The sequence below is a fragment of the Pandoraea capi genome (assembly GCF_902459735.1).
Lineage (GTDB): Bacteria > Pseudomonadota > Gammaproteobacteria > Burkholderiales > Burkholderiaceae > Pandoraea > Pandoraea capi.
In genome coordinates this window covers 54929-77789 of record NZ_CABPRV010000016.1, presented here as the reverse complement: position 1 = coordinate 77789, position 22861 = coordinate 54929, and the positions used below count along the sequence as shown (strand labels likewise).

At 61.0% G+C, this 22861-nt stretch carries 21 protein-coding genes and 1 pseudogene; 14 read left to right on the top strand and 8 right to left on the bottom strand.

Going from position 1 to position 22861, the window contains the following annotated elements; all coding sequences use genetic code 11:
* The first annotated feature begins 161 nt into the window (after positions 1 to 161).
* Complete coding sequence (locus PCA20602_RS24390; RefSeq protein ID WP_150723387.1) at positions 162 to 365, top strand: dodecin family protein; 204 nt, start codon at positions 162 to 164, stop codon at positions 363 to 365.
* A 152-nt stretch (positions 366 to 517) separates the two neighbouring features.
* On the opposite strand, the gene PCA20602_RS24385 is transcribed toward PCA20602_RS24390, so the two are convergent.
* Positions 518 to 1468, bottom strand: coding sequence for a universal stress protein (locus PCA20602_RS24385; RefSeq protein WP_150723386.1), 951 nt, complete (start codon positions 1466 to 1468; stop codon positions 518 to 520).
* Between the two features lie 336 nt (positions 1469 to 1804).
* Here PCA20602_RS24385 and PCA20602_RS24380 point away from each other — a divergent pair, with 336 nt between their 5' ends.
* Positions 1805 to 2242 carry a hypothetical protein gene (locus tag PCA20602_RS24380; protein WP_150723385.1) on the top strand — a complete coding sequence of 146 codons (438 nt, stop codon included), beginning with the start codon at positions 1805 to 1807 and terminating at the stop codon, positions 2240 to 2242.
* 11 nt (positions 2243 to 2253) lie between these two features.
* On the opposite strand, the gene PCA20602_RS24375 is transcribed toward PCA20602_RS24380, so the two are convergent.
* Positions 2254 to 3147 carry a sulfurtransferase gene (locus PCA20602_RS24375; RefSeq protein ID WP_150723384.1) on the bottom strand — a complete coding sequence of 298 codons (894 nt, stop codon included), beginning with the start codon at positions 3145 to 3147 and terminating at the stop codon, positions 2254 to 2256.
* A gap of 489 nt (positions 3148 to 3636) precedes the next feature.
* Between PCA20602_RS24375 and PCA20602_RS24370 the strand changes: the two genes are divergently transcribed.
* Entirely contained in the window at positions 3637 to 4011 is a 375-nt protein-coding gene (locus PCA20602_RS24370; protein ID WP_150723383.1) for an ElaB/YgaM/YqjD family protein, read from the top strand.
* 1167 nt (positions 4012 to 5178) lie between these two features.
* Here PCA20602_RS24370 and PCA20602_RS24360 read toward each other — a convergent pair.
* Positions 5179 to 5502, bottom strand: a complete 324-nt coding sequence (locus PCA20602_RS24360; RefSeq protein WP_174981552.1) for a DUF4148 domain-containing protein — start codon at positions 5500 to 5502, stop codon at positions 5179 to 5181.
* Positions 5503 to 5801: 299 nt separating this feature from the next.
* Here PCA20602_RS24360 and PCA20602_RS24355 point away from each other — a divergent pair, with 299 nt between their 5' ends.
* The 3 genes from PCA20602_RS24355 (at position 5802) to PCA20602_RS24345 (ending at position 11830) form a co-directional block, all read left to right on the top strand.
* Positions 5802 to 9002 (top strand): efflux RND transporter permease subunit, encoded by a 3201-nt coding sequence (locus tag PCA20602_RS24355; RefSeq protein ID WP_150723381.1) that lies wholly within the window; start codon positions 5802 to 5804, stop codon positions 9000 to 9002.
* A gap of 110 nt (positions 9003 to 9112) precedes the next feature.
* Positions 9113 to 10315, top strand: coding sequence for an efflux RND transporter periplasmic adaptor subunit (locus tag PCA20602_RS24350; protein WP_246182326.1), 1203 nt, complete (start codon positions 9113 to 9115; stop codon positions 10313 to 10315).
* A gap of 12 nt (positions 10316 to 10327) precedes the next feature.
* Positions 10328 to 11830, top strand: coding sequence for an efflux transporter outer membrane subunit (locus tag PCA20602_RS24345; RefSeq protein WP_150723379.1), 1503 nt, complete (start codon positions 10328 to 10330; stop codon positions 11828 to 11830).
* Here PCA20602_RS24345 and PCA20602_RS24340 read toward each other — a convergent pair.
* Entirely contained in the window at positions 11805 to 13217 is a 1413-nt protein-coding gene (locus PCA20602_RS24340; protein ID WP_150723378.1) for a heavy metal sensor histidine kinase, read from the bottom strand. The two genes, PCA20602_RS24345 and PCA20602_RS24340, sit on opposite strands and share 26 nt — an antisense overlap.
* The gene (locus PCA20602_RS24335; protein ID WP_150723377.1) at positions 13217 to 13894 is read right to left on the bottom strand and encodes a heavy metal response regulator transcription factor; all 678 of its coding nucleotides are present in this window, start codon (positions 13892 to 13894) and stop codon (positions 13217 to 13219) included. Before PCA20602_RS24335 ends, PCA20602_RS24340 begins: the two co-directional genes overlap by 1 nt.
* 185 nt (positions 13895 to 14079) lie before the next feature.
* Between PCA20602_RS24335 and PCA20602_RS24330 the strand changes: the two genes are divergently transcribed.
* Positions 14080 to 14622: a c-type cytochrome gene (locus PCA20602_RS24330; RefSeq protein ID WP_246182325.1), complete on the top strand. Its 543-nt coding sequence runs from the start codon at positions 14080 to 14082 to the stop codon at positions 14620 to 14622.
* A 627-nt stretch (positions 14623 to 15249) separates the two neighbouring features.
* Here the strand turns inward: PCA20602_RS24330 and PCA20602_RS24325 are convergent.
* Positions 15250 to 15846, bottom strand: coding sequence for a TetR/AcrR family transcriptional regulator (locus tag PCA20602_RS24325; protein WP_150723376.1), 597 nt, complete (start codon positions 15844 to 15846; stop codon positions 15250 to 15252).
* A 157-nt stretch (positions 15847 to 16003) separates the two neighbouring features.
* Here PCA20602_RS24325 and PCA20602_RS25785 point away from each other — a divergent pair, with 157 nt between their 5' ends.
* A complete protein-coding gene (locus PCA20602_RS25785; RefSeq protein ID WP_174981542.1) occupies positions 16004 to 16285 on the top strand; it encodes an MFS transporter in 282 nt (93 codons plus the stop codon).
* Position 16286: 1 nt separating this feature from the next.
* Here the strand turns inward: PCA20602_RS25785 and PCA20602_RS24315 are convergent, their stop codons facing one another.
* Positions 16287 to 16703 carry an aspartate dehydrogenase domain-containing protein gene (locus tag PCA20602_RS24315; protein ID WP_150723375.1) on the bottom strand — a complete coding sequence of 139 codons (417 nt, stop codon included), beginning with the start codon at positions 16701 to 16703 and terminating at the stop codon, positions 16287 to 16289.
* Between the two features lie 57 nt (positions 16704 to 16760).
* On the opposite strand from PCA20602_RS24315, the gene PCA20602_RS25780 reads away from it, so the two are divergent.
* The 5 genes and pseudogenes from PCA20602_RS25780 to PCA20602_RS24295 all read left to right on the top strand — a co-directional run bounded on the left by PCA20602_RS25780 (position 16761) and on the right by PCA20602_RS24295 (position 21257).
* Entirely contained in the window at positions 16761 to 16907 is a 147-nt protein-coding gene (locus tag PCA20602_RS25780; RefSeq protein WP_174981548.1) for a hypothetical protein, read from the top strand.
* A pseudogene (locus PCA20602_RS24310) lies at positions 16886 to 17464 on the top strand (trifunctional transcriptional regulator/proline dehydrogenase/L-glutamate gamma-semialdehyde dehydrogenase); the annotation flags it as partial. The gene PCA20602_RS25780 and the pseudogene PCA20602_RS24310, both read left to right, overlap by 22 nt.
* 126 nt (positions 17465 to 17590) lie before the next feature.
* Positions 17591 to 19024, top strand: a complete 1434-nt coding sequence (locus tag PCA20602_RS24305) for an MFS transporter (RefSeq protein WP_150723373.1) — start codon at positions 17591 to 17593, stop codon at positions 19022 to 19024.
* Positions 19025 to 19131: 107 nt separating this feature from the next.
* Positions 19132 to 20331 carry a CaiB/BaiF CoA transferase family protein gene (locus PCA20602_RS24300; protein ID WP_150723372.1) on the top strand — a complete coding sequence of 400 codons (1200 nt, stop codon included), beginning with the start codon at positions 19132 to 19134 and terminating at the stop codon, positions 20329 to 20331.
* Between the two features lie 89 nt (positions 20332 to 20420).
* Entirely contained in the window at positions 20421 to 21257 is an 837-nt protein-coding gene (locus PCA20602_RS24295; protein ID WP_150723371.1) for a citryl-CoA lyase, read from the top strand.
* Between the two features lie 27 nt (positions 21258 to 21284).
* Here PCA20602_RS24295 and PCA20602_RS24290 read toward each other — a convergent pair whose 3' ends face one another.
* Positions 21285 to 22052, bottom strand: a complete 768-nt coding sequence (locus PCA20602_RS24290) for an IclR family transcriptional regulator (protein ID WP_150723370.1) — start codon at positions 22050 to 22052, stop codon at positions 21285 to 21287.
* A 211-nt stretch (positions 22053 to 22263) separates the two neighbouring features.
* On the opposite strand from PCA20602_RS24290, the gene PCA20602_RS24285 reads away from it, so the two are divergent.
* Complete coding sequence (locus PCA20602_RS24285) at positions 22264 to 22806, top strand: hypothetical protein (RefSeq protein ID WP_150723369.1); 543 nt, start codon at positions 22264 to 22266, stop codon at positions 22804 to 22806.
* Positions 22807 to 22861: the final 55 nt, after the last annotated feature.

Sequence of the window (22861 nt, the reverse complement as noted above, 5' to 3'; positions counted from 1 at the left end):
TGTGTATCGCGTGGCATGGCGTATGTGCTGCCATGGATAGAGACATTTCCTGCCTTCTTGATGTCGGTCAACGTCATCGGTGCGTCATGAACAACGCTTGTGAATGGCGCTCCGGAAATCCCTCCGGCGTCCGGATTTTCGATGCCCGACAGGAGGCAGTCATGTCTAACGTGGTCAAGGTCATAGAAATTCTCTCCGAATCGCCCAAGAGTTGGGAAGATGCGGCTGCCAGAGCAGTGAAGGTTGCGCAGAAGTCTCTTCGTGACGTCAAATCCATCTATGTCAAGGATTTTTCTGCGGAAGTGGATAACGGCAAAATCGTTAACTATCGGATTACCGCGAAGCTCAGTTTCAAGCTTGAATGACGGATCCGCAGTAACAGGAACCCAGGAACGCGACGCGTCTCGCGCGTCGACCGGAAGGCTCGTACGTGCCGTCAATGAACCCACGCCAGACGGCGCTACGGGCAGTTCCGGTGAGGGGCGTCCGTTGCCGTTACCGTTTAGCCCACGAGACGTTACGCTTCCGACGGGTGTACAAGCAGGAGCGGAGTCCGGGTAATCTGCGCAACGCGTCCGGCGACCGAGCCCAGCATCCAGCGAACGATGCCGCGTCGTCCATGCGTTCCCATCACGATCAGGTCGGCATGCCAGCGCTCCGCCTCCCGAACGATCGCGTGCGCGATATCGTCCCTCGTGCGGTCTGTTCTGACGAGCGCGGTGCCGACTCTGGCTGACGTTCCCGCGAGCATCGACTTGGCCGCCGCAAGCGCGTGTGTCCCTTCTTCCACAAATGCGGTTTCAAGAATATCGACGGGGACGAGATCGCTCAGGCGCACCGCGCAATCGACTACATAGATTGCGCGGACATGCGTGACGTTCGTGGCAAATCTCACGCCAAAGCGCATTGCCTGCATCGCCTGTTCGCTGCCGTCCACAGCGAACAGCAAGCGATCGAGCGAGTGACCGACCTTGTCCGAACAGGTTTCGGGCACGAGGAGGACTGGGCAGTCGGCAAGTCGCGCCAGCGGTTCCGAAACGGCGCCCTCGATCCAGCGCACCAAACCGTGATGCTGGCGCGCACCAAGCACGATCAGTTGCGCGTGCCACGCTCGCGCGTCCTCGAGCAGTGCATGCGCGACATCGCCACCGTGCTGAGACAGGTCGATTGTCTGCATTTCGACATGCACGTTGCGTTGAGCAAAAGCGCCGCTGGCGGCGACAACCGCCTCGTGCGCCTTCTCCGACAGTTCTGCACGCGCAGCATTCAGCGCATCGCCGACGAGCGAGCCTGCGGGCACATGTGTGAGCGGGTTCTCCGCGACACTCACGAGACGAACCGCGCCCGAGGTGGCGATAACCCGTCTCGCAACGGCGACGGCATGTTCCGACGCGCCATACGGGTCGATGGCGACGAACACGCGGGCGGGCAAGTGGAGGGGTGATTTCGTGGAAGTCGGTCCATTCATTGTTCACCACCTTTACGAAGTGGGTTGTGCCAAGGCGAACGATCAATGCTGAAAGCGGCGCATGAGGCTGCTCACGAACGTCACAGTCCCACGATCCGGCCACTGATTTCAGCATGGACGAAGCAAGTCCTCACAGGTTGATTGAGGTCAACCGTCGAGCATGCTGCGACGGATGACGCACCGGCGACGAGCACGTGGTACGACGAAGCCGACGCGCTTTGTTGATATGCCTCAAGCCACACGCCGTCCTGAGAACTAGTTTTGAGACTGGCTACCGGGAAGGGGCGTGCAACGGCATCGCCAGGCCGGGCCTGTAACGTTGAGGAGATAAATGTCATGCGAAGCGAGATGAGACACGGACACATTTTCGTTTTGATTTCTGCAGTATTTGCCATGCTGGCAGGGGCCGCGGGCGCACAGCCCACAGACGGAAACTGGGGGTGTGCGCAGGGATATGGTCCCGGCATGATGCGCGACGGGTATGCCGGCCGAATGATGGGACAGGGCATGATGGATGGGCCAGGCGGATGCGGTCCGTGTGCCGATCCGAATCGTTTCCCGGAGCGCGAGAAGCTCAATCTGAGCGTCGATCAGGTGCGTAACAATATGGAGCAATGGCTCAAGCGATCGGGCAACCCGCGCTTGAAGGTCGGTAAGGTGGCTGAGCGCGACGCCGATACGGTTAGCGTCGAAGTCGTGACGGCCGAAAAGAACGTGCTAGTGCAACGCTACGACGTGAACCGACACTCCGGCTGCATCCGACCGGCACGGTAAGGTGAGTGGCGTCATCCCGAGATGGGAGGTGACGCCGCCGACACCCTGTAAGGGAGCCCTTCCTCGATGGGGAGGGCCGGATCACGGGACCACTCGTTCCATGAACCAAAGTACAGACGAACATCCTTGAGTCCCGCTTCTTCGAGCGCGACGAAAGTATTCGACGCCCTCGCGCCTTTGAAGCAAAAGACAATCACCGGGGTTTCCCGGGAGATGCCCACCGTTGCACATTCCGCCAGAATCTCGCTCGGGGTCTTGAACATCTTTCCCGTCGGGGTCGGCTTCATCATTCGATACCATTCGATCCAGACGGATCCTGGAATACGGCCCTTGCGTGGGCAAAAGTCGCGCCCGTAAGGCGACGAACTCTCCGCGATCCATTCGTCCACGTCGCGTACGTCGAGCTTGACGATGCGCCGGTCGGCAACCGCCGTCTTCATCACTGCGAGGTCGACGAGAATGTCGCTGGCGCGTGTCGTGACCGGAAAGACCACAGGCTTCGGGTGCGGAACGTCCGTCGTGCTAGGTAAGCCCGCGGCGCGCCAGGCGGCAAATCCGCCGTGGAGGACCTTGATTTTGTCTCGCGGATAACCGAGAAACCGAAGCAGCACGTAACCCCGGCACGATTGTCCGAAGCCCGTCTCCATGGATTGCTCATAAATGACGGCCGTCTCCTTGCCCGACAAGCCCGCGTTGCCGAAATCGGTCGCAAAGGTTTCGCGCAGTGCGCTCAGGCCTTCCGGCGTTGAGGTCGCCAAGTACGTGAATATCTCGTGAATATTGACCGCGCCCGGGATGTGGGCTTCGGCGTAATTAGCGGCGTCGCGGGTGTCGATGACGACAGTGGGCGCCATTGTCCGCATGGCGGCCAGTGCCATCGGAGAAACAAGGACGTGATCGTTCATGGCATGCTCCTGCACAGTCAAACCCCGGGGTCAGTACCATCGGCCGTTGTTCGCTTTTGGCGTACGGGTGTCACGTATCCATTTCCCTGTGAAAAACGACAAGGGTGTCTGCAACGGCCCGACACGATCTCTCGCTTTAGCAGGATTTCGACGTTCTTATCTTTTTCCCCTTCTTTCGCGACATGTCGGAAATGAGCCCCCGCGCAACGGCCTCGGGACCGTTGATCTCGGCTTTCAACGGCGTGTAGCGCTCGGCATTGCATGACGACGTTATCAGACTCGTTCCGATGTATTTACCGCTTCACGATAGTCACAACGACGCTTGGGTTTGTGCAGAAGTCGGGAGAAGCTTGATTTACGTCATCATCGCCCGAAGTGTCCGGACGTTGACCTGAGACAAAGCCGGTGGATGAATCGGTGCCACTATCCAAAAGGCACCAGATAGGCCAGCAGCGGCAAATGCGGTGCCGGAACTCACAGGAGTCGGATATGAAAGATATTTCGATGGACCATCAGAATCAACGGCGGACCCTTATCAACGATGCAGATGCGCTGCTGGCGGACGTCAAAGCACTTTTGAAAGACCTTGCCGACGAAGCGAGTCTGGAGGTGGAGGCAGCCAATCCGGCACTCGGCGCGCGGCTGGACAATCTGAGCGCGCATCTCGACGATCTGCGCAAGGCAAGCCGCCAGACAATGTCAGAATGGGCGAAGGCAACCGATGACTATGTGCACGCACATCCATGGAAAAGTCTTGCGGCGACGGCTTCGGTCGCGGCAGTGGCGGCAGCAGCGGGAGCGATCGCGGTACCCGGGATCCTGCGACGTCGGGCGCGTGTGACGGATGGCGACGTCCAACTGTAGTCTTCTCGCGCGACGCAATCGATTCCCCTTCGGATGACGCGGCGCTCGTCAGAGAGTGCCGCGTCGCGACAATGATGTGAATTCAATAATCGGGACGGGCATCGCCAGTTGGATGGGGACTTGCTAAGTATTTGCCAAGTCTCGTGTGCCAAAATTTTCCGTGACGGGCTAAGAACCTTTAGCCGTATGTGCCAGCAGAAAGCAGTTCCCGACTGAAGAACATCACGAGCAAGAGGTTCAGATGAAAAAAGCATCACGCGTTACGATGCGATCTCGCGGTATTTGCACTGGGTCACGGCTGCGCTTTTAGCAGCTCAATTTGGTGTCGCCTGGGCGATGCCGGATATCGTGCGGCAAACGCTGGCGATTGGGCTCGTGGCATGCTCCCTCCCTGCCCCCGACACGCTGACGTTCCTCTGTGGAGCACGGCCATGCGATCAGATCGATCGGTGCTGCTCGCGGCAAAGTCTGCACCCCTCATGACCGACGGAACGGCGACGGTCGACCGCGTCTGCGCGGCTTCACTGATTTCGTTGGCAATCGCCGCCACGATGCCAGCACTCTTCGTCGAAATTCGCATAGAACACTACTGAGAGGTCATCTCAGAATCGCTGATGGTTTTGAAACTCCGTTGGAGTCAATATTTGACGGATGCGGCGTGCCGTCCGATTTCGGTTTCCGCGTCGTGTGTCTTCTGAAGACAGCTCGTTTTTCGGTCAACCTGTTTTCCCTCGGCCGTGAGATAAAGGACGTTCTGGACATTTCCCCAGAACATGTTCATCTCTCCGTTGAGCTCTTTGCAGACTGCAGATGCATCGGGAAATCATTTGTAGCTCGTCGAATCGTTCGCACAATGCCTTGTATTTGGTGTTGAAATCGCCCACTGAGATCGATGCAGTCCATGCGATATTGAACCTAGTCACCGAAAAGTCTCGGCACAATGTGTGCAGTGGTCGAATCCCTCCGGACACTCATTTAACCGATTCAACACGATGCTGGATTGTTCGGGGAGAGTTGAATCGCAGCGGCGATCAACAGGTCCGGTGCCGGAGCATAGGACTCGCCAATCCCGTGCGCATCCATGCGATGCTTTGGCAGGCGAGCGCAGCAATTGCACTCGCCACATTGCCGTAGAGCCAAATGAGCGGGAACTGGCGCATTCAGAAGTTAGCTACCAAAGTAAAGTGAGCTGCTACCCGTGCCAGTTGCTGCTTGATCTCCCGTACTCACTCCGCTCGATACTGCCGTGCTTACGACGTTGGCGACTCCCGCCTGCGCGTCTTGCTGAGCAATGATGGCCGAAGCGCGCTCGATGTTGGCCGGATAGTTGAGTTCCGAACCCAGCGGTCGATAGCCCGCGTTCTCGTAACGGATCAGATCGGCGCGGACCTGGGCACGCGTGAGCGGTGCGTTGTTGTTCGATTGAGCGAATGCCGAGAACGGTGCGGCGATTGCGCAGGAAACGAGCAGAGCGGAAACGATGGCTTTCATGAGATTCACCTTGATGTCAATGGCGTCTGCTCCCGGAGCTGGGGCAGTTCAGCCTGCCTTCAACAATGTCGTGAAGGTTGAATGCATTCTGGACCTTCACGGCTGACCCGAAGGTGACTTGCCGATTACGATTTTGTTATCCGCGCAGATAACAAATCCGTAATGAATCGGTCAGCGCAAGGTAAGCGCCTCATCCACATACTTGCGACACCTCGGGCACCTACACCCGCAGGATGTGCTGCCTTCCCGGCACAGCAGGTGCTCCGCCTCCCAATGGTTGCTTCCTCCCGGACATCGTCATGTGGATCGTCAAACTGGCGCTCAGACGCCCCTACACGTTCATCGTGCTCGCCGTGCTGATCTTCATCCTCGGCCCGCTTGCGATCCTGCGCACGCCTACGGACATTTTTCCGGACATCGACATCCCCGTCGTCAGCATCGTCTGGACATACAACGGCTTTTCCGCCGAAGACATGGCGCATCGGATCACGTCGAACTACGAGCGCGCGCTCACGACGGATGTCGACGACATCGATCACATCGAATCCCAATCGCTTAACGGCGTGTCGGTTGTGAAAGTGTTTTTCCATCCGGGGGCCGACATCAATCGCGCTATTGCCGAAGCGTCGGCGAACTCGGCGTCGATCCTGCGCGTCATGCCACCGGGCACGCTGCCGCCGAACATCATTACCTACAGCGCCTCGACAGTGCCGGTGCTGCAGCTCGGGTTGTCAAGCAAGACGTTGCCAGAGCAGTCGCTGTATGACCTCGGTAACAGTTTCATTCGCACGCAACTCGCCACGGTGCAAGGTGCTGCGGTGCCGCTCCCTTATGGCGGAAAAGTCCGTCAGATCGTGGTGCAGCTCGATACGAAGGCGCTCCAGGCGAAGGGGCTTGCCCCTATCGATGTTGTTAATGCAGTAAACGCGCAGAACCTGATCTTGCCCGGCGGGACGGCCAAGATCGGCGATCGAGAATACAACGTCCGCATGAACGGCAGCACCCAGAGTGTCGCAGCGCTCAACGACTTGCCTATCAAGACCGAGAAGGGCGGAGTGGTGTATGTGCGCGACGTAGCGCACGTGATCGACGGTTACTCGCCCCAGACCAACATCGTGCGGGCCGATGGCCAGCGCGGCGCATTGCTGACCGTGGAGAAGACCGGCAGCGCGTCCACGCTCACGATCATCGACCAGGTGAAGGGACTGTTACCGAAGATTACGGCAGGCCTGCCGAGCGCGCTCAAGGTCACGCCGCTTTCAGACCAGTCCGTTTTCGTCAAATCGGCGATTTCCGGCGTGGTGCGCGAAGCCCTTATTGCCGCTTGCCTGACCGCCGCCATGATCCTGCTGTTTCTCGGTAGTTGGCGTGCCACGCTCATCATCGCAGTTACGATTCCGCTCTCCGCACTCACATCGCTGATTGCGCTCTCGGCTCTCGGTCAGACGATCAATATCATGACGCTCGGCGGGTTGGCGCTTGCCGTGGGCATTCTTGTGGACGATGCGACCGTCGCGATCGAGAACATTACCCATCACCTTGAGCGGGGATCGCCATTGCACGACGCGATTCTCAACGGCGCGGGCGAGATCGCCGTGCCTACCTTTGTATCGACACTGTCCATCTGCATCGTTTTCGTGCCGATGTTCCTGCTCTCCGGGGTCGCCCGCTATTTGTTCGTGCCCATGGCCGAAGCCGTCGTCTTCGCGATGTGTGCGTCTTACCTGTTCTCGCGCACGCTGATCCCGACGCTCGCCATGTACCTGCTGCGTGCCAAATCCGATCGCGTACAGCACGCATCCGGTCTATCCGCACGGCTCATGCGCTTTCAGGCCGGCTTCGAGGTAGGGTTCGAGACCTTGCGTTACCGCTACGCAGCAGTGCTTCGGTCCGTTATCGATCTGAGGTGGCGCTTCATCGGGTTGTGGCTCGCCATTTGTCTCGGTTCGCTTGTGTTGGTGCCGTTCACGGGGCGCGATTTCTTCCCGTCCGTGGATTCCGGCGAGATACGCCTGCATTTGCGTGCGCCGACCGGGACCCGTATCGAAGAGACCGCCCGCATCACCGACGAAGTGGAAGCGAAGATCAAGACGGTCATTCCTACGGCCGAAGAAAGCCTGGTGCTCGACAACATCGGTTTGCCCGTGAGCGGCATCAACCTGACTTACGACTCGTCCGATCCGATCGGGGCTCAGGACGCGGACATTCTCATCACGCTCAAGCCCGATCATGCGTCCACCGTCGGGTATGTCGCCAAACTGCGCAACGTGCTCAATGCGTCGTTCCCAGGCGTGACCTTCTCGTTCCTGCCCGCAGATATCGTGAGCCAAATCCTGAATTTCGGACTCCCGGCACCCATCGATGTGCAGATCGTTGGCAACAAGCTCGCCCAGAACCGGGTCGTGGCGAATCAACTGCTCGAACAGATGCGCGGGGTCAGAGGGCTTGTCGACGCACGCATCCAGCAGCCGGGCGACGCACCGACGATCAATGTGAACGTGGATCGCACCAAGGCGATTCAGGCTGGGCTCGTGCAGCGCGATATCGCACAGAACCTGCTGATCGCGCTGTCGGGAAGTTCCCAAACGACGCCCAACTTCTGGCTTGACCCGAAAAACGGCGTGAGCTACCCGCTCACCACCATGATCCCGCAGTACAACGTCAACTCCTTGCAGGCGCTTGCCAACGTGCCCGTCACGACACCGGCGGCTACCGTCAATCCGCAAAACCAGATCGGCTCGTTGAGCACTGTCTCGCGTAGCGAGCAAGAGGCTGTCGTCTCGCACTACAACGTGCAGCCCGTGCTCGATATCTTCGCCTCGACACAGGGACGTGATCTCGGCGGAGTGGCCCGCGACGTCGCACGTCTGGTTGATGCCGCACGCGCCCATTTGCCGCCCGGATCGTCGATCGCCATTCGCGGGCAAGTGCAGTCGATGAACGCTTCGTTCAGCGGCCTGGCGTTGGGGATTGTCTTCGCAGTGGCGCTGGTGTACCTGCTGATGGTCGTCAATTTTCAATCGTGGGTCGACCCGTTTGTCATCATTTGCGGCATTCCGGCGTCGATGGCAGGTATCGCGTGGATGCTCTTCGTCACCCAGACCACACTGTCCGTGCCTGCGTTGACCGGCACCATTCTCTGCATCGGCATCGCCACCGCGAACAGCATTCTCGTCATCAACGCCGCACGCGAATCGCTTGCTGGTGGCATGGCGCCAGTTGCCGCAGCCCTCGACGCCGGCTTCAATCGCTTCCGGCCGGTACTGATGACGGCGCTTGCCATGCTGATCGGCATGCTACCGATGGCGCTCGGACTCGGTGACGGCGGAGAGCAGAACGCACCTCTCGGACGCGCCGTTATCGGCGGTCTCGCGCTCGGCACGCTCTCGACGCTAGTGTTTGTGCCCGTCGTATTCGCCACGGTACATGGCTGGCTCGCAAAACGCCGCGTGGTACGCGCCACTGATGTGAACCTCAACGTCAACAAGGATTTCCAATGAACAAGCCTACGCAGACCGACGATCGTGTCGACACGGTTACACCTGCGGCTGATCGGGTGACACCCCGATCCTCAAGGTGCGCCGCGCCTGACGTACATGCCGCGCCCCGGATGTCTGATCGCTCGCGGCGAACATGGGGCCTCGGCCTCGGTGCACTTACCGTGTTGCTGCTTTGCGCCGGCATCGTCCCGCGCATCGTGGCGAGACAAGCACAGGCAGCGCAGATGGACGTGCAGCGCGAGTTGATCGTCACGACGGTTTCGCCGACGCCCGCCCCGGCGACGCAAGAGTTGTTGCTGCCCGGCGCGGTCATGCCATGGGCCGATGTTGCCATCTATGCGCGCTCCAGCGGTTATGTTCAGCAATGGTTTGCCGACATCGGTGCGCACGTGAAAGCCGGGCAAGTCCTGGCGAGACTCGATACGCCGGAGATCGATGCGCAACTGCGTCAGGCGCGGGCCGACGAGGCGACGGCACAGGCCACCTACCGTTTCGCCGCCAGCACCGCGCAGCGCTGGCAGACCATGCTGCAATCGCAATCGGTCGCGCAACAGGACGCCGATGCGAAGACGAGCGATGCAGCGGCCAAGCTAGCGGCGTTGCGGGCGGCACAGGCCAATGTGGCGCGGCTGTCCGAAATGGTGGCGTATCAGAGCGTAAGCGCACCGTTCGACGGCGTGGTGACGGCGCGCAACGTGCAGGTAGGCGCGTTGGTGACCGCCGGCGGCTCCCCCGGGCTGCCGGCGATGTCCGGCGAACTCTTTCATGTCGAACAGATCGACCGTCTGCGCGTCTATGCCGATGTGCCGCAGGACGCCGCAAGTCGTATTAGCCCGGGCGCGCAGGCATGGCTCACGACTGATCAATATCCCGGCCGCCGGTTTCCAGGAACAATCGCACGTGATGCCAACGCCATCGACCCGGTGAGCCGGACGTTGCGCGTCGAAATCGATGTTGACAACCGTGACGCCGCCTTGATGCCGGGGGCTTACGCGCAGGTACACCTCACGTTGAAAACGGATTCACCAGCGCTCGAACTGCCGGTGAGCGCATTGCTGTTCCGCCCCAACGGGGTGACCGTGGCACTGGTGGGTGGCAACGACAAGGTCGCACTGCGCCGAGTGAGCATCGGTCGGGATTTCGGCACACATGTCGAAATTGCCGCCGGTCTCGCGCCGGGCGACCGCGTAATCGCGAATCCGGGCGATGCGATCGCCGACGGACAGCACGTCCGTGTGGCCGCAAGTCCCGAGAGCGGGAAGAGCGAGGCGCGTGATAAATCAGGCACGGCCGCGAGCGCCGGCAAAGCATAAGCGAGGTCCGAAATGTTTGAGATCAATGCCCCACTCATGCGCGCCGGTGCCATCGTTTGCTTCGGTGCGACGCTGACGGCCTGTTCGACGCTGCCGTCCTATCACGTGCCGCACGCTGCCGTACCCGCGCAGTTCACGAGCGCGCCAGGAACCGTTGCCGGATGGGCGCTCGCCGCTCCGGCGGATGGTCGACCAAGAGGCTCATGGTGGACTGTGTTTCACGACGAGACGTTGAATCGGCTCGAAGCACGCGTGAATGTCTCCAATCAAACCGTGAATCAGGCCGTGGCACGGCTGGCGGCGGCGCGAGCCGCACTCGACTACCAGCAGGGCGCCGAAGCACCGACGGTGACAGCTGGCACTGGCGCACAGCGCTATCGGACGTCAAAAAACCTCCTGGACCGTGCACTGGCAGGAAAGACCATCCCGGATTACGCGGCAGGGGCGGGCGTGAGTTGGGAGCCCGATCTGTTCGGGCGTGTCAGAAATGCCACCGTCGCCGCGCGCGACAACGTGCAGGTGAGCGAAGCCGATCTAGAATCGGTCCGTCTGTCAGTCGCCAGCCAACTCGCCACGACTTACTTCGACTTGCGCTCGCTGGACCGTCAGAAGTCGCTACTAGACCGGACGGTCGCGACCTATGAAGCAGGATTGCACATCGTAGAGCAGCAACTCGCCGACGGTGCCATCGACGCGTCGCCCGTTGCTCAGGCACAGGCACAACTCGAAAGCGCGAGAATGGCGGATCAGGAAATCGATGGACAGCGAGCGCAACTTCAGCACGCGGTCGCGGCGCTGATCGGCGAATCGGCATCTTCGTTTTCGCTGCCACCCGACGTGACACCGGTCACATTGCCGTCGATTCCCGTCGGCGTGCCGTCCGCGCTGCTCGAACGTCGCCCAGATATCGCTGCCGCCGAGCGGCGCGTGGCCGCCGCCAACGCCGGTATCGGGCAGGCGCGTGCCGCGTTCTATCCGTCGCTCACACTCTCGGCATCGACCGGACTGGAAAGCACATTCTTTTCGCCCTGGCTCACTGCGCCCAGCCTTTTCTGGTCGCTTGGTGCACAAGTCGCGGGCGTACTGTTCGACGGCGGGCGGCGGGACGCCACCCTCAAAGGGGCAGATGCCCGGTATGACGAAGCGGTAGCCGCCTATCGGCAGACCGTGCTCGTGGCGTTCCAACAGACCGAGGACGATTTGAGTGCACTCAGATCGCTCTCGCAGCAGGCGCAGAGCCAGCAACGGGCGACGGCTGCCGCCGTGTCGTCGCTTACGCTTACGACGCATCGCTATCAGGCGGGGGCCGTCAGTTATCTCGACGTCGTGACCACGCAAAGCATTGCGCTACAGAATGAACGCACGCTTGAGCAGATCACGCAACGGCAACTTGATACGAGCGTGCATCTGCTTCAGGCGCTCGGCGGCGGCTGGGACCGCAAGATGCTGCGAGAGGGTGATGCGCTCCCAAGCGGCGCGGCGACAGCGCTCAATGACGGGCAAACGAGAGGGTGAAGCGGGTACCGGTCGCGTCGCTCTCGGCGCGTACTGTCCCGCCGTGAAGGGTCATAATGGTGCGCACGATGGCTAGTCCCAGTCCGGCGGCGCCGCCGGACTGAGGGGTCTGACGTGATGCGTCCACGCGGTAGAAACGGTCAAAAATGCGCTCCAACAGGGCGGGGTCGATCCGAGAGCCTGGGTTACTGACGCTGACGTCCAACGTCGTTGCGGTAGATTCGGCATGAAGCGTAATCTCGCCACCACGGGGTGTATAGCGCAGAGCGTTGGCCAGCAGATTGCTCACCGCGCGGCGGAACAATTCCTTGTCGGCTCGGATGCGTCCTTCACCCGTTACTCGAAGGGTGACACCAGCCTCGTCGGACAGACCTTCGAAGTAGTCGGCGATCTGGGAGAGCGCTACGGCAACGTCCAGTTCGGCCATTGCCGTCATGAACTGCGGATGCTCGGCTCGTGCGAGAAAGATCACATTCTCGATCATTTGCGAGAGTCGGGCGCATTCCTCCAGATTCGATTCGAGCAGGGTCTCATATTCTGGCAGGCTTCTCGGGCGCGTCAGGGCGACTTCCGTTGCACCGCGGAGGTTACCAAGAGGAGTTCGCATGTCATGCGCCAGATCGGCGGTGTATTGCGATATCCGTTCGAAACCGTCGTGCAAGCGGCGGATCATCGCATTCACCGATTTTGCGACGACCGCGACCTCGCTTGACGCCCCTTCGATCTTGATTTGGGTATCCAGTTTGTCGACCGTTACTGCACCCACTTGCGAATCGAGGTCGCGCAACGGTCGAAGTGCCGCACGCACGAGTAGCCAGCTCATCAGAAAAGCAAGCAGCATACCTGCGAAGCCGTACCCGTAGAGCCGCTCACGGTAGTGATCCAGGATGCGCCAGCGGTCGGCCATATCGCGCGCGACCACGACAATAACCACCGTCCCGTCACCGAGCCTGGCGTCGGTAGCCAGGCCGCGTACGGGTCGCCCCGTTGCACTTCGCCATTCTTGAACATTGTCTTCAGTAATGCGCTGTGCCGCGCCGAGTCTGCCTGCGATCGCCAATGACCGAAAAGCCATGTCTGAGACTAGGGTCGTATTGTGGTCTATGAGTTTAGTACCGTCATCCTGCAGAATTTCCATCGCGAATGGTGGATTGCCGAGGACTTGACTCTTGAGACGTACGGCATGTTCCCGTAGGTCGTCGCTGGTGCGCAGTTCCTCCGCAAGGCGGCGCGTGTGCCGTGCGATCAGGACGATGTCGAGATCGTCAAGCTGACGGATTTCTCGCCCTAACGTGAAATAGAGCGTGGTACCGACCAGCGCGAATACCGCAAGCGTGGTGCCGGCAAAGCACAGGGCAAGCGTGGTGGAAAGCGGACGGATGGCCATCAGTCGGAGGCTTTTATCTCGGCGACATAACCGACGCCGCGCACGGTGTGAATGACCTTGACGGGGAACTCGTCGTCGACCTTGGCGCGCAGACGGCGAATGGCGACTTCCACCACATTCGTATCGCTGTCGAAGTTCATGTCCCACACATAGGATGCGATTTGCGTGCGCGTGAGCACTTCGCCCTGGCGCCGCACAAGCAATTGCAGCAGCGAGAATTCCCGGGGCGTAAGGTCGATGCGTGTCGTGCCGCGACGCACGCGTCGGCGCGTCACGTCGATTTCGAGATCGCCAAGCGTAATAATGTCGGTGTCGCGAGGCGGTCCGCGACGCCCCAGCGTGCGCACACGGGCCAGCAATTCGACGAACGCGAACGGTTTGACGAGGTAATCGTCGCCGCCCAACTCTAGTCCCTTGACCCGGTCGCTGATGTCGTCGCGTGCGGTGAGGAAAAGCACCGGCGTGCTGTGCGTCTTGCGCAGGGCTTTAAGGACTGACCAGCCGTCCATCTCGGGCAACATGACATCGAGCACGATCACGTCGTAGGTCGTATCTCTGGCGAGAATCAGACCTTCGGCGCCGTCCTTGGCGACGTCGACGACGAAGCCTGACTCTTCAAGTCCCTTCTTGACGTACGCGCCGGTTTTTGGTTCGTCGTCGATTACGAGAATGCGCATAGCGGCTGATCCACAGGTCCGATTGTCCGGATTGTATGCGTTACCCGCATCTTTGTGTGGCAGGCAGGGTGCGCTTCAGCACCACATTTCAAAACTGTAATGTGGAGGTAAGTATCTGGTTAACTGGCACGCTCCATAATTACGGCACGCAATCCCACCCATTCAACGCGTAAAGTGAAGCTGCCATGAGCCTCGAGAAAGCCCCAGGATTTTTCTCCCGCCATCCTACAATGAGTGCTTTCTGCATTGCCGCCGTGGTGGCCGTTGCCTCAGGGGTGGGCGTGATGTATTCGGGCATCTATGACGTGTCGGCGACATCGGGCCACAATCCGGTAGTCGCCTGGGTGTTGCATAAGACCTATCTGCAATCGCTGCACCGCCATGCTGCCGGCATTCAAGCTCCGGCCGACTTGATGACCGTCGCCAACGTCGAGGCAGGGGCACGTCTCTATCGTGACACGTGCATGACATGCCACGGCGCCCCGGGAAGACCGTTGAGCCCAATCGCTCAGGGAATCGTACCGAACGCTCCGTTGTTGCTTAGCGCTACACGGAGAAACAATCCGCCGCTGATGTTCTGGGTGATCAAGAATGGGGTAAAAATGACTGCGATGCCCGCGTTTGGCAAAACTCAAGACGACAAGGCGATCTGGGCCCTGAGCGCATTTCTCTATAAAGCGCGAGGCATCAATAGCTCGGATTTTGAGAAACTAAGTGCTCCACAGTGATCAGCAGATAGACTTGGATGACACCGATCAAGCGTTTGGTTTGGACAGCGTAATAGCAGAAGGGACGCCATTGTTCGTGATCCACATAAGCTATCCGGACCAGGTGAGTCGCTCTTAGGAACGCGCATACGGAGGTGCCTTGATTCGCGCATTGGGTGCCAAATTCAGATGCATCTCCCGTGTAAATAAACGTGTCGACCGTCAACGGACAGTGGTCGACGAGATCAATCACGTCGACCACGTGAACCGTTTATCAGATGTTGATCAGTTCAATGACGGGCTAGCTCCTGCCGTAGCAGAAGAAAAACTCAACGCAGTGTCCGGGATGGGGTGACCACTACACTTCGACGCTTCGTGTTCTCGGACTGAAAACAATCGGCTCATTTATCAACGGGGGCTATCCTTCCGGCCCCGAAATCGTCAACCGAGTTTGGTTTGACATCAGGGACGTGTTTTCCGAAGCGCAAAAACAAGAGGTGACGGATCTGTTGAATGCGTGGAAGCCCGGTTTCATCGAAGACCGTACTGATCCGTGGCGCTGAATTGAACCGACCAAGGTGCGAGTGATTCGAATTCCCTTGTTGAGAAAATTCACTCGCTCCCGTTTGCGGCGACCATCGCGAGCATTTACGTGCCAGTCATTCCTCGGCCTGCCAGCATGCCGATCTGTGCGGCCAGCGATTCGGCGTAACGCCGGCTAAGCGGCTGCCCCGTCAGGAGTCGGTACCAGAACGCACCGTGAATCATCTCGGTCGCAACGTCCAGATTCGTCTCGGCCGGCAGCTCCTCGGCTTCGACGGCCTGCGCCAACAGGTTTTTCACGCGCTCCGCACGAGGGACGACGAATCGATCATTGAATCGCGTCAGAAAATCGCTGTCCGATTGGGCCGCGGCGATCAGGTTCCGGATGGCGGCGCCGTCCGCCTCCAAATGTCGAAACACTCCCGCCAAAAATTTCGTCAGCGTGGGGACAAGCCCTTCGTAAGCGCTCGTGTCGAATTGACCCGCGCTTTCCAGATAGGCATCCAGTACGAGTTCCGCTTTGCTCGGCCAACGACGATAGAGCGTCTGTTTGGCGACGTTGGCTTCCGACGCGACCAGATTGACCGATACGCCGTCGAAGCCCTTTTCTTTGACCAACCGCCGTACGACCGCCAATACGGCCGCTAAGGTGTCTTCGTTTCGGGGCCGTCCAGCCCGACGTGGTGAATGCGAGACAGTCATGGTGAGGTGTCTTTTCCAATACCGAAGTCTAATAATTCAATAACGAGACGTCGGTATTGAAATTGGTCCATATGAATTCATCGACTGATCGTTCCCCCGGTAGCCCGCCTGCCATGAAGTCGCGCATCTGTGCTTCGCGCTGGCGAACGGCTTCTACATGGACGTTGCAGGCGCGGTGCTGCTTGGCGTTGGCTTTGGGCTCTCCGTTCCGCTGGTCAATCACATGACGGTCGAGCAGAGCGACGCGGGCTCGCGGGGACGCAATCTCGCCCATCTGTCGATGGCGATCTTTCTCGGGCAATTTCTTGCGTCGCCGCTTGAGGCGATATCCGGTGGGGAGCAGGCGACGTTCTTTGCCGCAGCGCTAATTTCGTTCGGTGCGCTCATCGCGGCATGGCGAGTGTCTGTGCGCGCACAGTGCGCCAATGACCCGTTTTGACTCACGACCCCACATAAAGATGATCGACATACGAGCGCAGCGTCGCCATGATGCTCGGCGCGACGATGCGTGAGGTGCGTGGATTGTCCGACGGGATGTTGCGGCTCTCGAGCGTCAGGTCGGCGTCGTCGGCGCGCACTTCGATGTGCTGGACTGCGCCGCGCACGGTGGGATCGACCCAGACTTCGATCTCGGTGGCGTCGAACCCCACGCCGGCCAGACTCAACGTGATGCCCACGTTGAAGTGACGGGGGAACGCTGCCCCCGCTTCCCGGGCATTGCCCTGAAAGACCAGAACCGGTGACGTCGGCGGTTGCGTGAAGTCGAAGCCTTTCTCTCGTACGTACGGCTCCTTCGCCAGCGATTCCGGACGGAACGTCGTCGTCAGCTTGATCGAATGGACGCGTCCTTCCTTCATCGCGCGCACCGCGTCTAGCCCGGGCAATCCACCACTGGCCACACGAATACGGCCTCCATGCGTCCTGGCCAGATCCAACAGTTCCAGATTGTTGGGCAGGGCGGCAACGCTTACCGCAACGATCGTCTTGCCAGCGAGCAGCGTGGCTTTGGCGATCTCGGGAAAGGCATCCGCCGTCGCTCGATACGCCTGCGGCGGCGCTGAGCGCGTTGCGCGAATGGGCCATCGGGCAGAGCGATCCGCGCACGGCAGCACGTACCGACGAGTATCTGCCCTACGCAGTGGCGGGCGCGACCGCTACGCTGCGCGGTCCGACCGGCGAACGTAACGTCTACACACTGAGCCCGCGCGGCAACGTGCTGTGTGTGGCGGCAACGGCCTCGGGTGCGCGTGCGCAGTTCGCCGCCGTGCTCGCCACCGGCAACCATGCGATCTTCGAGGGAGCCTCCGGCGAGCATCTGGTGGCGAGCTTGCCGGAGTCGCTTGCGGCGCATGCCACGTTGCGTGTATCGCCCTCGTCGGAGGCGTCGGAAGCAGACGACATTCAGGCCGTGCTCTTTGAAGGCGACGGCGACGAGCTGCTGTCGTTCGTGTCCAATCTGGCCAAACGCAAAGGGCCGATCATTCCGGTGCAGGGGATTCGTTCCCACGCGCTCGAGAGCGGCGCGGAAGACTATGTGCTCGAACGGCTGCTCGTCGAGCGCTCGATCAGCGTGAATCTCACCGCCGCAGGCGGCGAAGCGCAGCGAACGACGATCTAGGTTTTTTCTCCACGTAAACCCCGATATCCGCCCCCCATGCGGGGGCATACGCTTCGACTTCTCATAAAACAGAACGTCATTCTGTCTGACAGAATGATCAGCAACACAATCCAAAGGAGGATTGAGATGTCGAGTTTGCCTGTCGGCGCGGTGTCAGCGTCGTCTGCCGCCCATGCCGGGCCGTCCGACGCAAGTCGGCAGATCAACGCGCGTATCGACCGGTTGCCGGCGACGCGCTCCATTTGGACGCTCATCCTGCTCATCGCCATCGGTGGCTGGTTCGAGTTCTACGACCTGTTCTTCACCGCGTACGTCGGCCCCGGCCTCGTCAAGAGCGGTCTCTATTCCACGACGACGGCGTCGTTCTTCGGCGTGTCGGGACTGGGTGCCTTCGTCGCGGCCTCGTTCGCAGGGCTGTTCATCGGCACGTTCTTCCTGACGGGACTCGCCGATCGCTACGGACGTCGCACGATCTTCACCGTGTCACTCCTCTGGTATTCCATCGCCACGCTCGTCATGGCGTTCCAGACCACCGCGCCGATGATCAACCTGTGGCGTCTGATCGCCGGGATCGGCGTGGGCGTCGAGCTGGTCACCATCGACACTTACGTCAGCGAGCTTGCGCCGAAGCACCTGCGCGGCCGCGCCTTCGCCTTCATGCACCTGATCCAGTACCTTGCGGTGCCGGCCGTGGCGCTGCTTTCCTGGTGGCTCGTGCCGCAGCAGGTCTTCGGTATGGACGGCTGGCGTACCGTGGTCATCATCGGCGCGCTCGGTGCGCTGGTCGTCTGGGCGATTCGCCGCCGCGTGCCGGAAAGCCCGCGCTGGCTCGCGCAGCAAGGCCGCACCGCCGAGGCCGAAGCGATCGTCAAGGATCTCGAAGCGCGCGTGCAACGTGAGTCGGGACGCGCACTGCCGCCGCCGGTACTCAGCGTCGAACCCGCCGCCACGAAGGCCAGGTTCCGCGAAATCTGGCGCAAGCCGTATCGCCGTCGCGCCATCACGCTGCTGGTATTCAACCTGTTCCAGGCCATCGGCTTCTACGGTTTTGCCTCCTGGGTGCCGACGCTGCTCGTGTCCAAAGGCATCACGATCACGCACAGCCTGATGTACTCGTTCGTGATCGCCATCTCGAACCCGTTCGGTCCGCTCATCGGCATGGCTATCGCCGATCGCATAGAGCGCAAGACGCTTGTCGTGCTGTCCGCGCTCGGTATTGCGGTGTTCGGTTCGTTGTTCGCAGTGCAGTCGTCGCCCGCCATGCTGATGATTTTCGGCGTTGCGATCACCCTGTGCGGCACGCTCCTGTCCGTCGGGTATCACGCCTATCAGACCGAACTGTTCCCCACGCGCATTCGTGCCCGTGCCGTGGGCTTCGTGTACTCGATGTCGCGTCTGTCGGCGATGTTCTCGGGCTTCATGATCGCCTTTGCACTGCGCCATTTCGACGTGACCGGCGTGTTCGCACTGATCACGTTCGCGATGGTCATGGTGATGGCATCGATCGGCCTGTTCGGCCCGCGCACCAATCAGCGCACGCTCGACGAAATCTCTCACTGAGGCGCTCGTCCTGACACCGGATCCCGGATCGCCGATCCGCGATCCCGGGTCAGGCCGCATCACCGCCTCTATTCATGCAACCGCACACGCAACATCAGGAGCCAACGATGGCATTGCCGCTCGCCGGGGTGAAAGTCCTCGATCTCTCCAACGTTCTCGCCGGACCGTTCTGCGCCTACCAACTGGCGTTGATGGGCGCCGACGTGACCAAGGTCGAAAACCCGGACGGGGGTGATCTCGCGCGTCGGCTGGGCGCCGACAAGGACGCGGCGGCGCGTCAGATGGGCGCGTCGTTCGTGGCCGTCAACGCCGGTAAACGTTCGCTCACGCTGAACCTGAAAGACCCGCGCGGTAAAGCCATCCTGAAGGATCTCGTGGCGTCGAGCGACGTGCTCGTCGAGAACTTTCGCCCCGGTGTCATGACGCGTCTCGGTCTCGACTTCGACGCCCTGCGCGAAGTGAATCCGCGTCTGGTCTACTGCGCGATTTCGGGCTTTGGTGCGGATGGCGAACTGTCGTCGCGTCCAGCCTACGATCAGATCATTCAGGGCATTTCCGGCGTGATGAGCGTGACGGGAGATGCGCAAAGCGCACCGCTGCGCGTCGGCTATCCCGTCTCGGACACTGTCGGCGGGCTGACGGCGGCCTTCGCCATCTGCGCGGCATTGCTCGATGCGCGCACGACCGGTCAGGGACGCATGCTCGACGTCTCGATGCTCGAAGCCACGCTCGCGACGATGGGCTGGGTCGTGTCGAACTATCTCAACGCGGGTGTCGCGCCGGTGCCGATGGGCAACGAAAACTTCACCGCGGCGCCGTCCGGCACCTTCCGCACGGGAGACGGATTGCTCAACATCGCCGCGAACGAAACGCGTCAGTTCGTCAGCTTGTGTGCGCTGATCGGACGCCCCGACATCGCCGACGATCCCCGCTTCACGCAACGCGACACGCGCAAGCAGAATCGTCACGCCCTCAAGACGGAGATCGAAGCCGCGCTCGCGCAGGACAGCGCCGCGAACTGGGAGACGAAGCTCGTGGCGAGTGGCGTGCCTGCCGGGCGGGTGATGTCGGTGCCCGACGTGCTCGCGCATCCGCATCTTGCCTCGCGTGAGTTCGTGCGCGAGCTGAGCGTGCCGGGCGAGATGCAACCGCAACGCGTCACGCGCGCAGGCTTCCGTCTGTCGGACGGCGACGCCGCGCCGGGTGCCCCCGCGCCGTCGCTCGGCGCGCATACGCAGGTGCTGCTCGCGGGCCTCGGCTACGACGATGCTGCCATCGAACGACTGCGCGCTGATGGCGTGATCTGACCGATGCAGGTTTCCTCAGTCATGAAGACTCAGTCATGCGGACTCACTCATGACCACTTACTACCGCACGCTCACCACGTGAACCGACCATGAACCCCACTCTCGATGCTGCGGCGCTGTGCGCCGACTACTGGAGCACGTCGATCATCGATATCCATCCGGGATCGATCAACGTGCGCGGCTATCCGATTCAGGACCTGATCGGCAATGTCAGCTTCCCGCAGATGATCTGGCTGATGCTGCGCGGCGACTTGCCGACGGACGCGCAGGCGCGTCTGCTCGAAGCGGCGCTGGTCGCTTCGGTCGATCATGGACCGCACGCGCCGTCCATTGCGATCTCGCGTATCGCAACGAGTTGCGGCTTGCCGCTGAACGGCGCGATGGCGTCGGCCATCAACGCGCTGGACGACGTGCACGGCGGCGCCGGGCAACAGGCTGTGGAGCTATATCAGGACATCGCGCAGCGTCTCGCCGCCTCGCCGTCCGGGGCGCCGGACATGGCGGCTGCGGTCGCCGAAGGTATTGCGGCCTTCAATGAAGCGCAAGGGAAGTATCTGCCGGGCTTCGGGCATCGTTTTCATCCGGTGGACCCGCGGGCGACCCGGCTGCTGGCGATGGTCGATCAGGCAGCGGAACAAGGCGTGATCGAAGGCCATTACGCCGCGATTGCACGGGGCATCGAAGCGCATCTCAAGGCGCGCAAGCAAAAGCCGGTGCCGATGAACATCGACGGCATCACGGCCGTGATCTATGCAGAGCTGGGATTTGCGCCGGAGCTGGCGCGAGGGGTGTTCTGTCTGTCGCGCGCTGTGGGCATTCTGGCGCACGCGTGGGAGCAGCGCGGACGCGGGGAGCGCAATAAAGGCCCGCTGCCGCGTCAACTGCCTTACCGCTATACCGGCGAGCCGGAGCGCTCGTTTCCCTGAGTCGGAGACGTCAGGGACGCAAGACGCTCAAGACGCCTGAGACGCTTTAGACGTCTGAAAGGCGCGCCACGCGGCGCGCACGCTTCGCGAGTCGCCACCGAGTCCGTCGGTGGCGCGCGCAGCGCACGAGAACAGATCGGGCAGATGACGCTCGATGAACGCGCGGTCGACGCGCGAGCTTGGGCCTGCCAGCGTCATCACGCCGCGCAGCGCCTGGCGCACGCCGAACACCGGCATCGACACCCCCGCCGTATCACGCTCGCGATCCCCCATCGATACGCTGTATCCGTCTGCACGAATACGGTCGTAGGCGTCGCCCTGTTGGCCGCCGAACGCGAGCAACGCGAGGCCACCCGAGCCGTGTTCCAGCGGCAATACGTCGCCCTCCCGAACGTGGAACCGCACCGCGTGCGTCGAATCGACGCGATGCAGACACACGCGCACGGCATCGTCACGCACGTAAAACGACACGCTCTCGCCGCTCACATCCGCCAATTCCCGCATCAGCGGCAGCACGATGTCGCCGAGATTCAGGCTGCGCTGATACAGCGCGCCGAGCATGAACGTGGCCGGGCCGAGCTGATAGCGGCCGTCGTCGAGCCGCACGAGCATGCGGTGCTGGATCAGCGCACCGGCCAGTCGCAGCAATGTGCTTTTGTACAGTCCGGTGCGCGCCGCCAGCTCGGCGAGCGTGAGGGCATCGTCGTCGGGTTTGAACGCGAACAGGATGGCGCAGGCGCGGTCGATGACGGCAACGCCGGAGCTATCTTTCGGTTCAGGGGTAACGTCGGACATCGGGTAGGCAGGCGCAAGATTGCGGCAATCGATTAAAACGTCGAGTGTATGCCATGTCGAAGCGCTGGCGCGAAATCCCATACGTTGGCATCAGGCGAATCCCGATCGCCCGCGTCGCTCGCAGAAAACGAAAGCTGGCGGACAGCATCGCAAAATGAACCGTCGAATGCGTTCCATTCTGGAATCTCCCTTCACTCGATGGAGATCCATCATGATTCATCTCAACTCGACCTTCTCCTCTGCAAACCAAGCCCCCATCATGCTCACGATCCCGCCAGCCCGACCATCAGAGGGTTCCGAGGGGACGCGCGGCTGCCGCATCTCGATGGCACTGTTGCCCACTGGCATCACGCAACTCTCTATCGAATTTCCGGCGTCCCTTCAGAAGGTCGCACCACTCCAGTACCAGCAAAGCGCTATGGGCGTGGTTGCGGGGGAGCCGGGCTGCAACGGCGCGGTTCCGGACGGTTCGCATCGCGATCCCAATGCGCTCAATGCGTCCCCCGTGGATCCCTCGACGGTATTGCTTTCGGGACGTGGCGAATCCTGTCCCGAGGCAGGCGGGAACGACGGGCAAGTAAAAGAATCGATGGTGCAACAGACTCGCTCGATAAACTTGCGCTGCAAGCAGTGCTTTAGGACGACAAGCGAAGAAAGTTCAGAATCGAGCGGGGACGACAACTGGAAGGCGCCAAAGAACGGTACGCCACAACGACCGAATGAGCCGCTCGGATCGGACTCTGAGAGAGAGTAACCGCTCCGATACCGCGACATCATGTGCATAGGACGAGAGTGCGGCAAGCGCGGGC

What these genes read in the sequence shown, in the direction of transcription:
- PCA20602_RS24390 (WP_150723387.1), top strand. Translation starts at nt 162, where the DNA reads ATGTCTAACGTGGTCAAGGTCATAGAAATTCTCTCCGAATCGCCCAAG.
- PCA20602_RS24385 (WP_150723386.1), bottom strand. Translation starts at nt 1,468, where the DNA reads ATGAATGGACCGACTTCCACGAAATCACCCCTCCACTTGCCCGCCCGC.
- PCA20602_RS24380 (WP_150723385.1), top strand. Translation starts at nt 1,805, where the DNA reads ATGCGAAGCGAGATGAGACACGGACACATTTTCGTTTTGATTTCTGCA.
- PCA20602_RS24375 (WP_150723384.1), bottom strand. Translation starts at nt 3,147, where the DNA reads ATGAACGATCACGTCCTTGTTTCTCCGATGGCACTGGCCGCCATGCGG.
- PCA20602_RS24370 (WP_150723383.1), top strand. Translation starts at nt 3,637, where the DNA reads ATGAAAGATATTTCGATGGACCATCAGAATCAACGGCGGACCCTTATC.
- PCA20602_RS24360 (WP_174981552.1), bottom strand. Translation starts at nt 5,502, where the DNA reads ATGAAAGCCATCGTTTCCGCTCTGCTCGTTTCCTGCGCAATCGCCGCA.
- PCA20602_RS24355 (WP_150723381.1), top strand. Translation starts at nt 5,802, where the DNA reads ATGTGGATCGTCAAACTGGCGCTCAGACGCCCCTACACGTTCATCGTG.
- PCA20602_RS24350 (WP_246182326.1), top strand. Translation starts at nt 9,113, where the DNA reads ATGTCTGATCGCTCGCGGCGAACATGGGGCCTCGGCCTCGGTGCACTT.
- PCA20602_RS24345 (WP_150723379.1), top strand. Translation starts at nt 10,328, where the DNA reads ATGTTTGAGATCAATGCCCCACTCATGCGCGCCGGTGCCATCGTTTGC.
- PCA20602_RS24340 (WP_150723378.1), bottom strand. Translation starts at nt 13,217, where the DNA reads ATGGCCATCCGTCCGCTTTCCACCACGCTTGCCCTGTGCTTTGCCGGC.
- PCA20602_RS24335 (WP_150723377.1), bottom strand. Translation starts at nt 13,894, where the DNA reads ATGCGCATTCTCGTAATCGACGACGAACCAAAAACCGGCGCGTACGTC.
- PCA20602_RS24330 (WP_246182325.1), top strand. Translation starts at nt 14,080, where the DNA reads ATGAGCCTCGAGAAAGCCCCAGGATTTTTCTCCCGCCATCCTACAATG.
- PCA20602_RS24325 (WP_150723376.1), bottom strand. Translation starts at nt 15,846, where the DNA reads ATGACTGTCTCGCATTCACCACGTCGGGCTGGACGGCCCCGAAACGAA.
- PCA20602_RS25785 (WP_174981542.1), top strand. Translation starts at nt 16,004, where the DNA reads ATGGACGTTGCAGGCGCGGTGCTGCTTGGCGTTGGCTTTGGGCTCTCC.
- PCA20602_RS24315 (WP_150723375.1), bottom strand. Translation starts at nt 16,703, where the DNA reads ATGAAGGAAGGACGCGTCCATTCGATCAAGCTGACGACGACGTTCCGT.
- PCA20602_RS25780 (WP_174981548.1), top strand. Translation starts at nt 16,761, where the DNA reads ATGCGTCCTGGCCAGATCCAACAGTTCCAGATTGTTGGGCAGGGCGGC.
- PCA20602_RS24305 (WP_150723373.1), top strand. Translation starts at nt 17,591, where the DNA reads ATGTCGAGTTTGCCTGTCGGCGCGGTGTCAGCGTCGTCTGCCGCCCAT.
- PCA20602_RS24300 (WP_150723372.1), top strand. Translation starts at nt 19,132, where the DNA reads ATGGCATTGCCGCTCGCCGGGGTGAAAGTCCTCGATCTCTCCAACGTT.
- PCA20602_RS24295 (WP_150723371.1), top strand. Translation starts at nt 20,421, where the DNA reads ATGAACCCCACTCTCGATGCTGCGGCGCTGTGCGCCGACTACTGGAGC.
- PCA20602_RS24290 (WP_150723370.1), bottom strand. Translation starts at nt 22,052, where the DNA reads ATGTCCGACGTTACCCCTGAACCGAAAGATAGCTCCGGCGTTGCCGTC.
- PCA20602_RS24285 (WP_150723369.1), top strand. Translation starts at nt 22,264, where the DNA reads ATGATTCATCTCAACTCGACCTTCTCCTCTGCAAACCAAGCCCCCATC.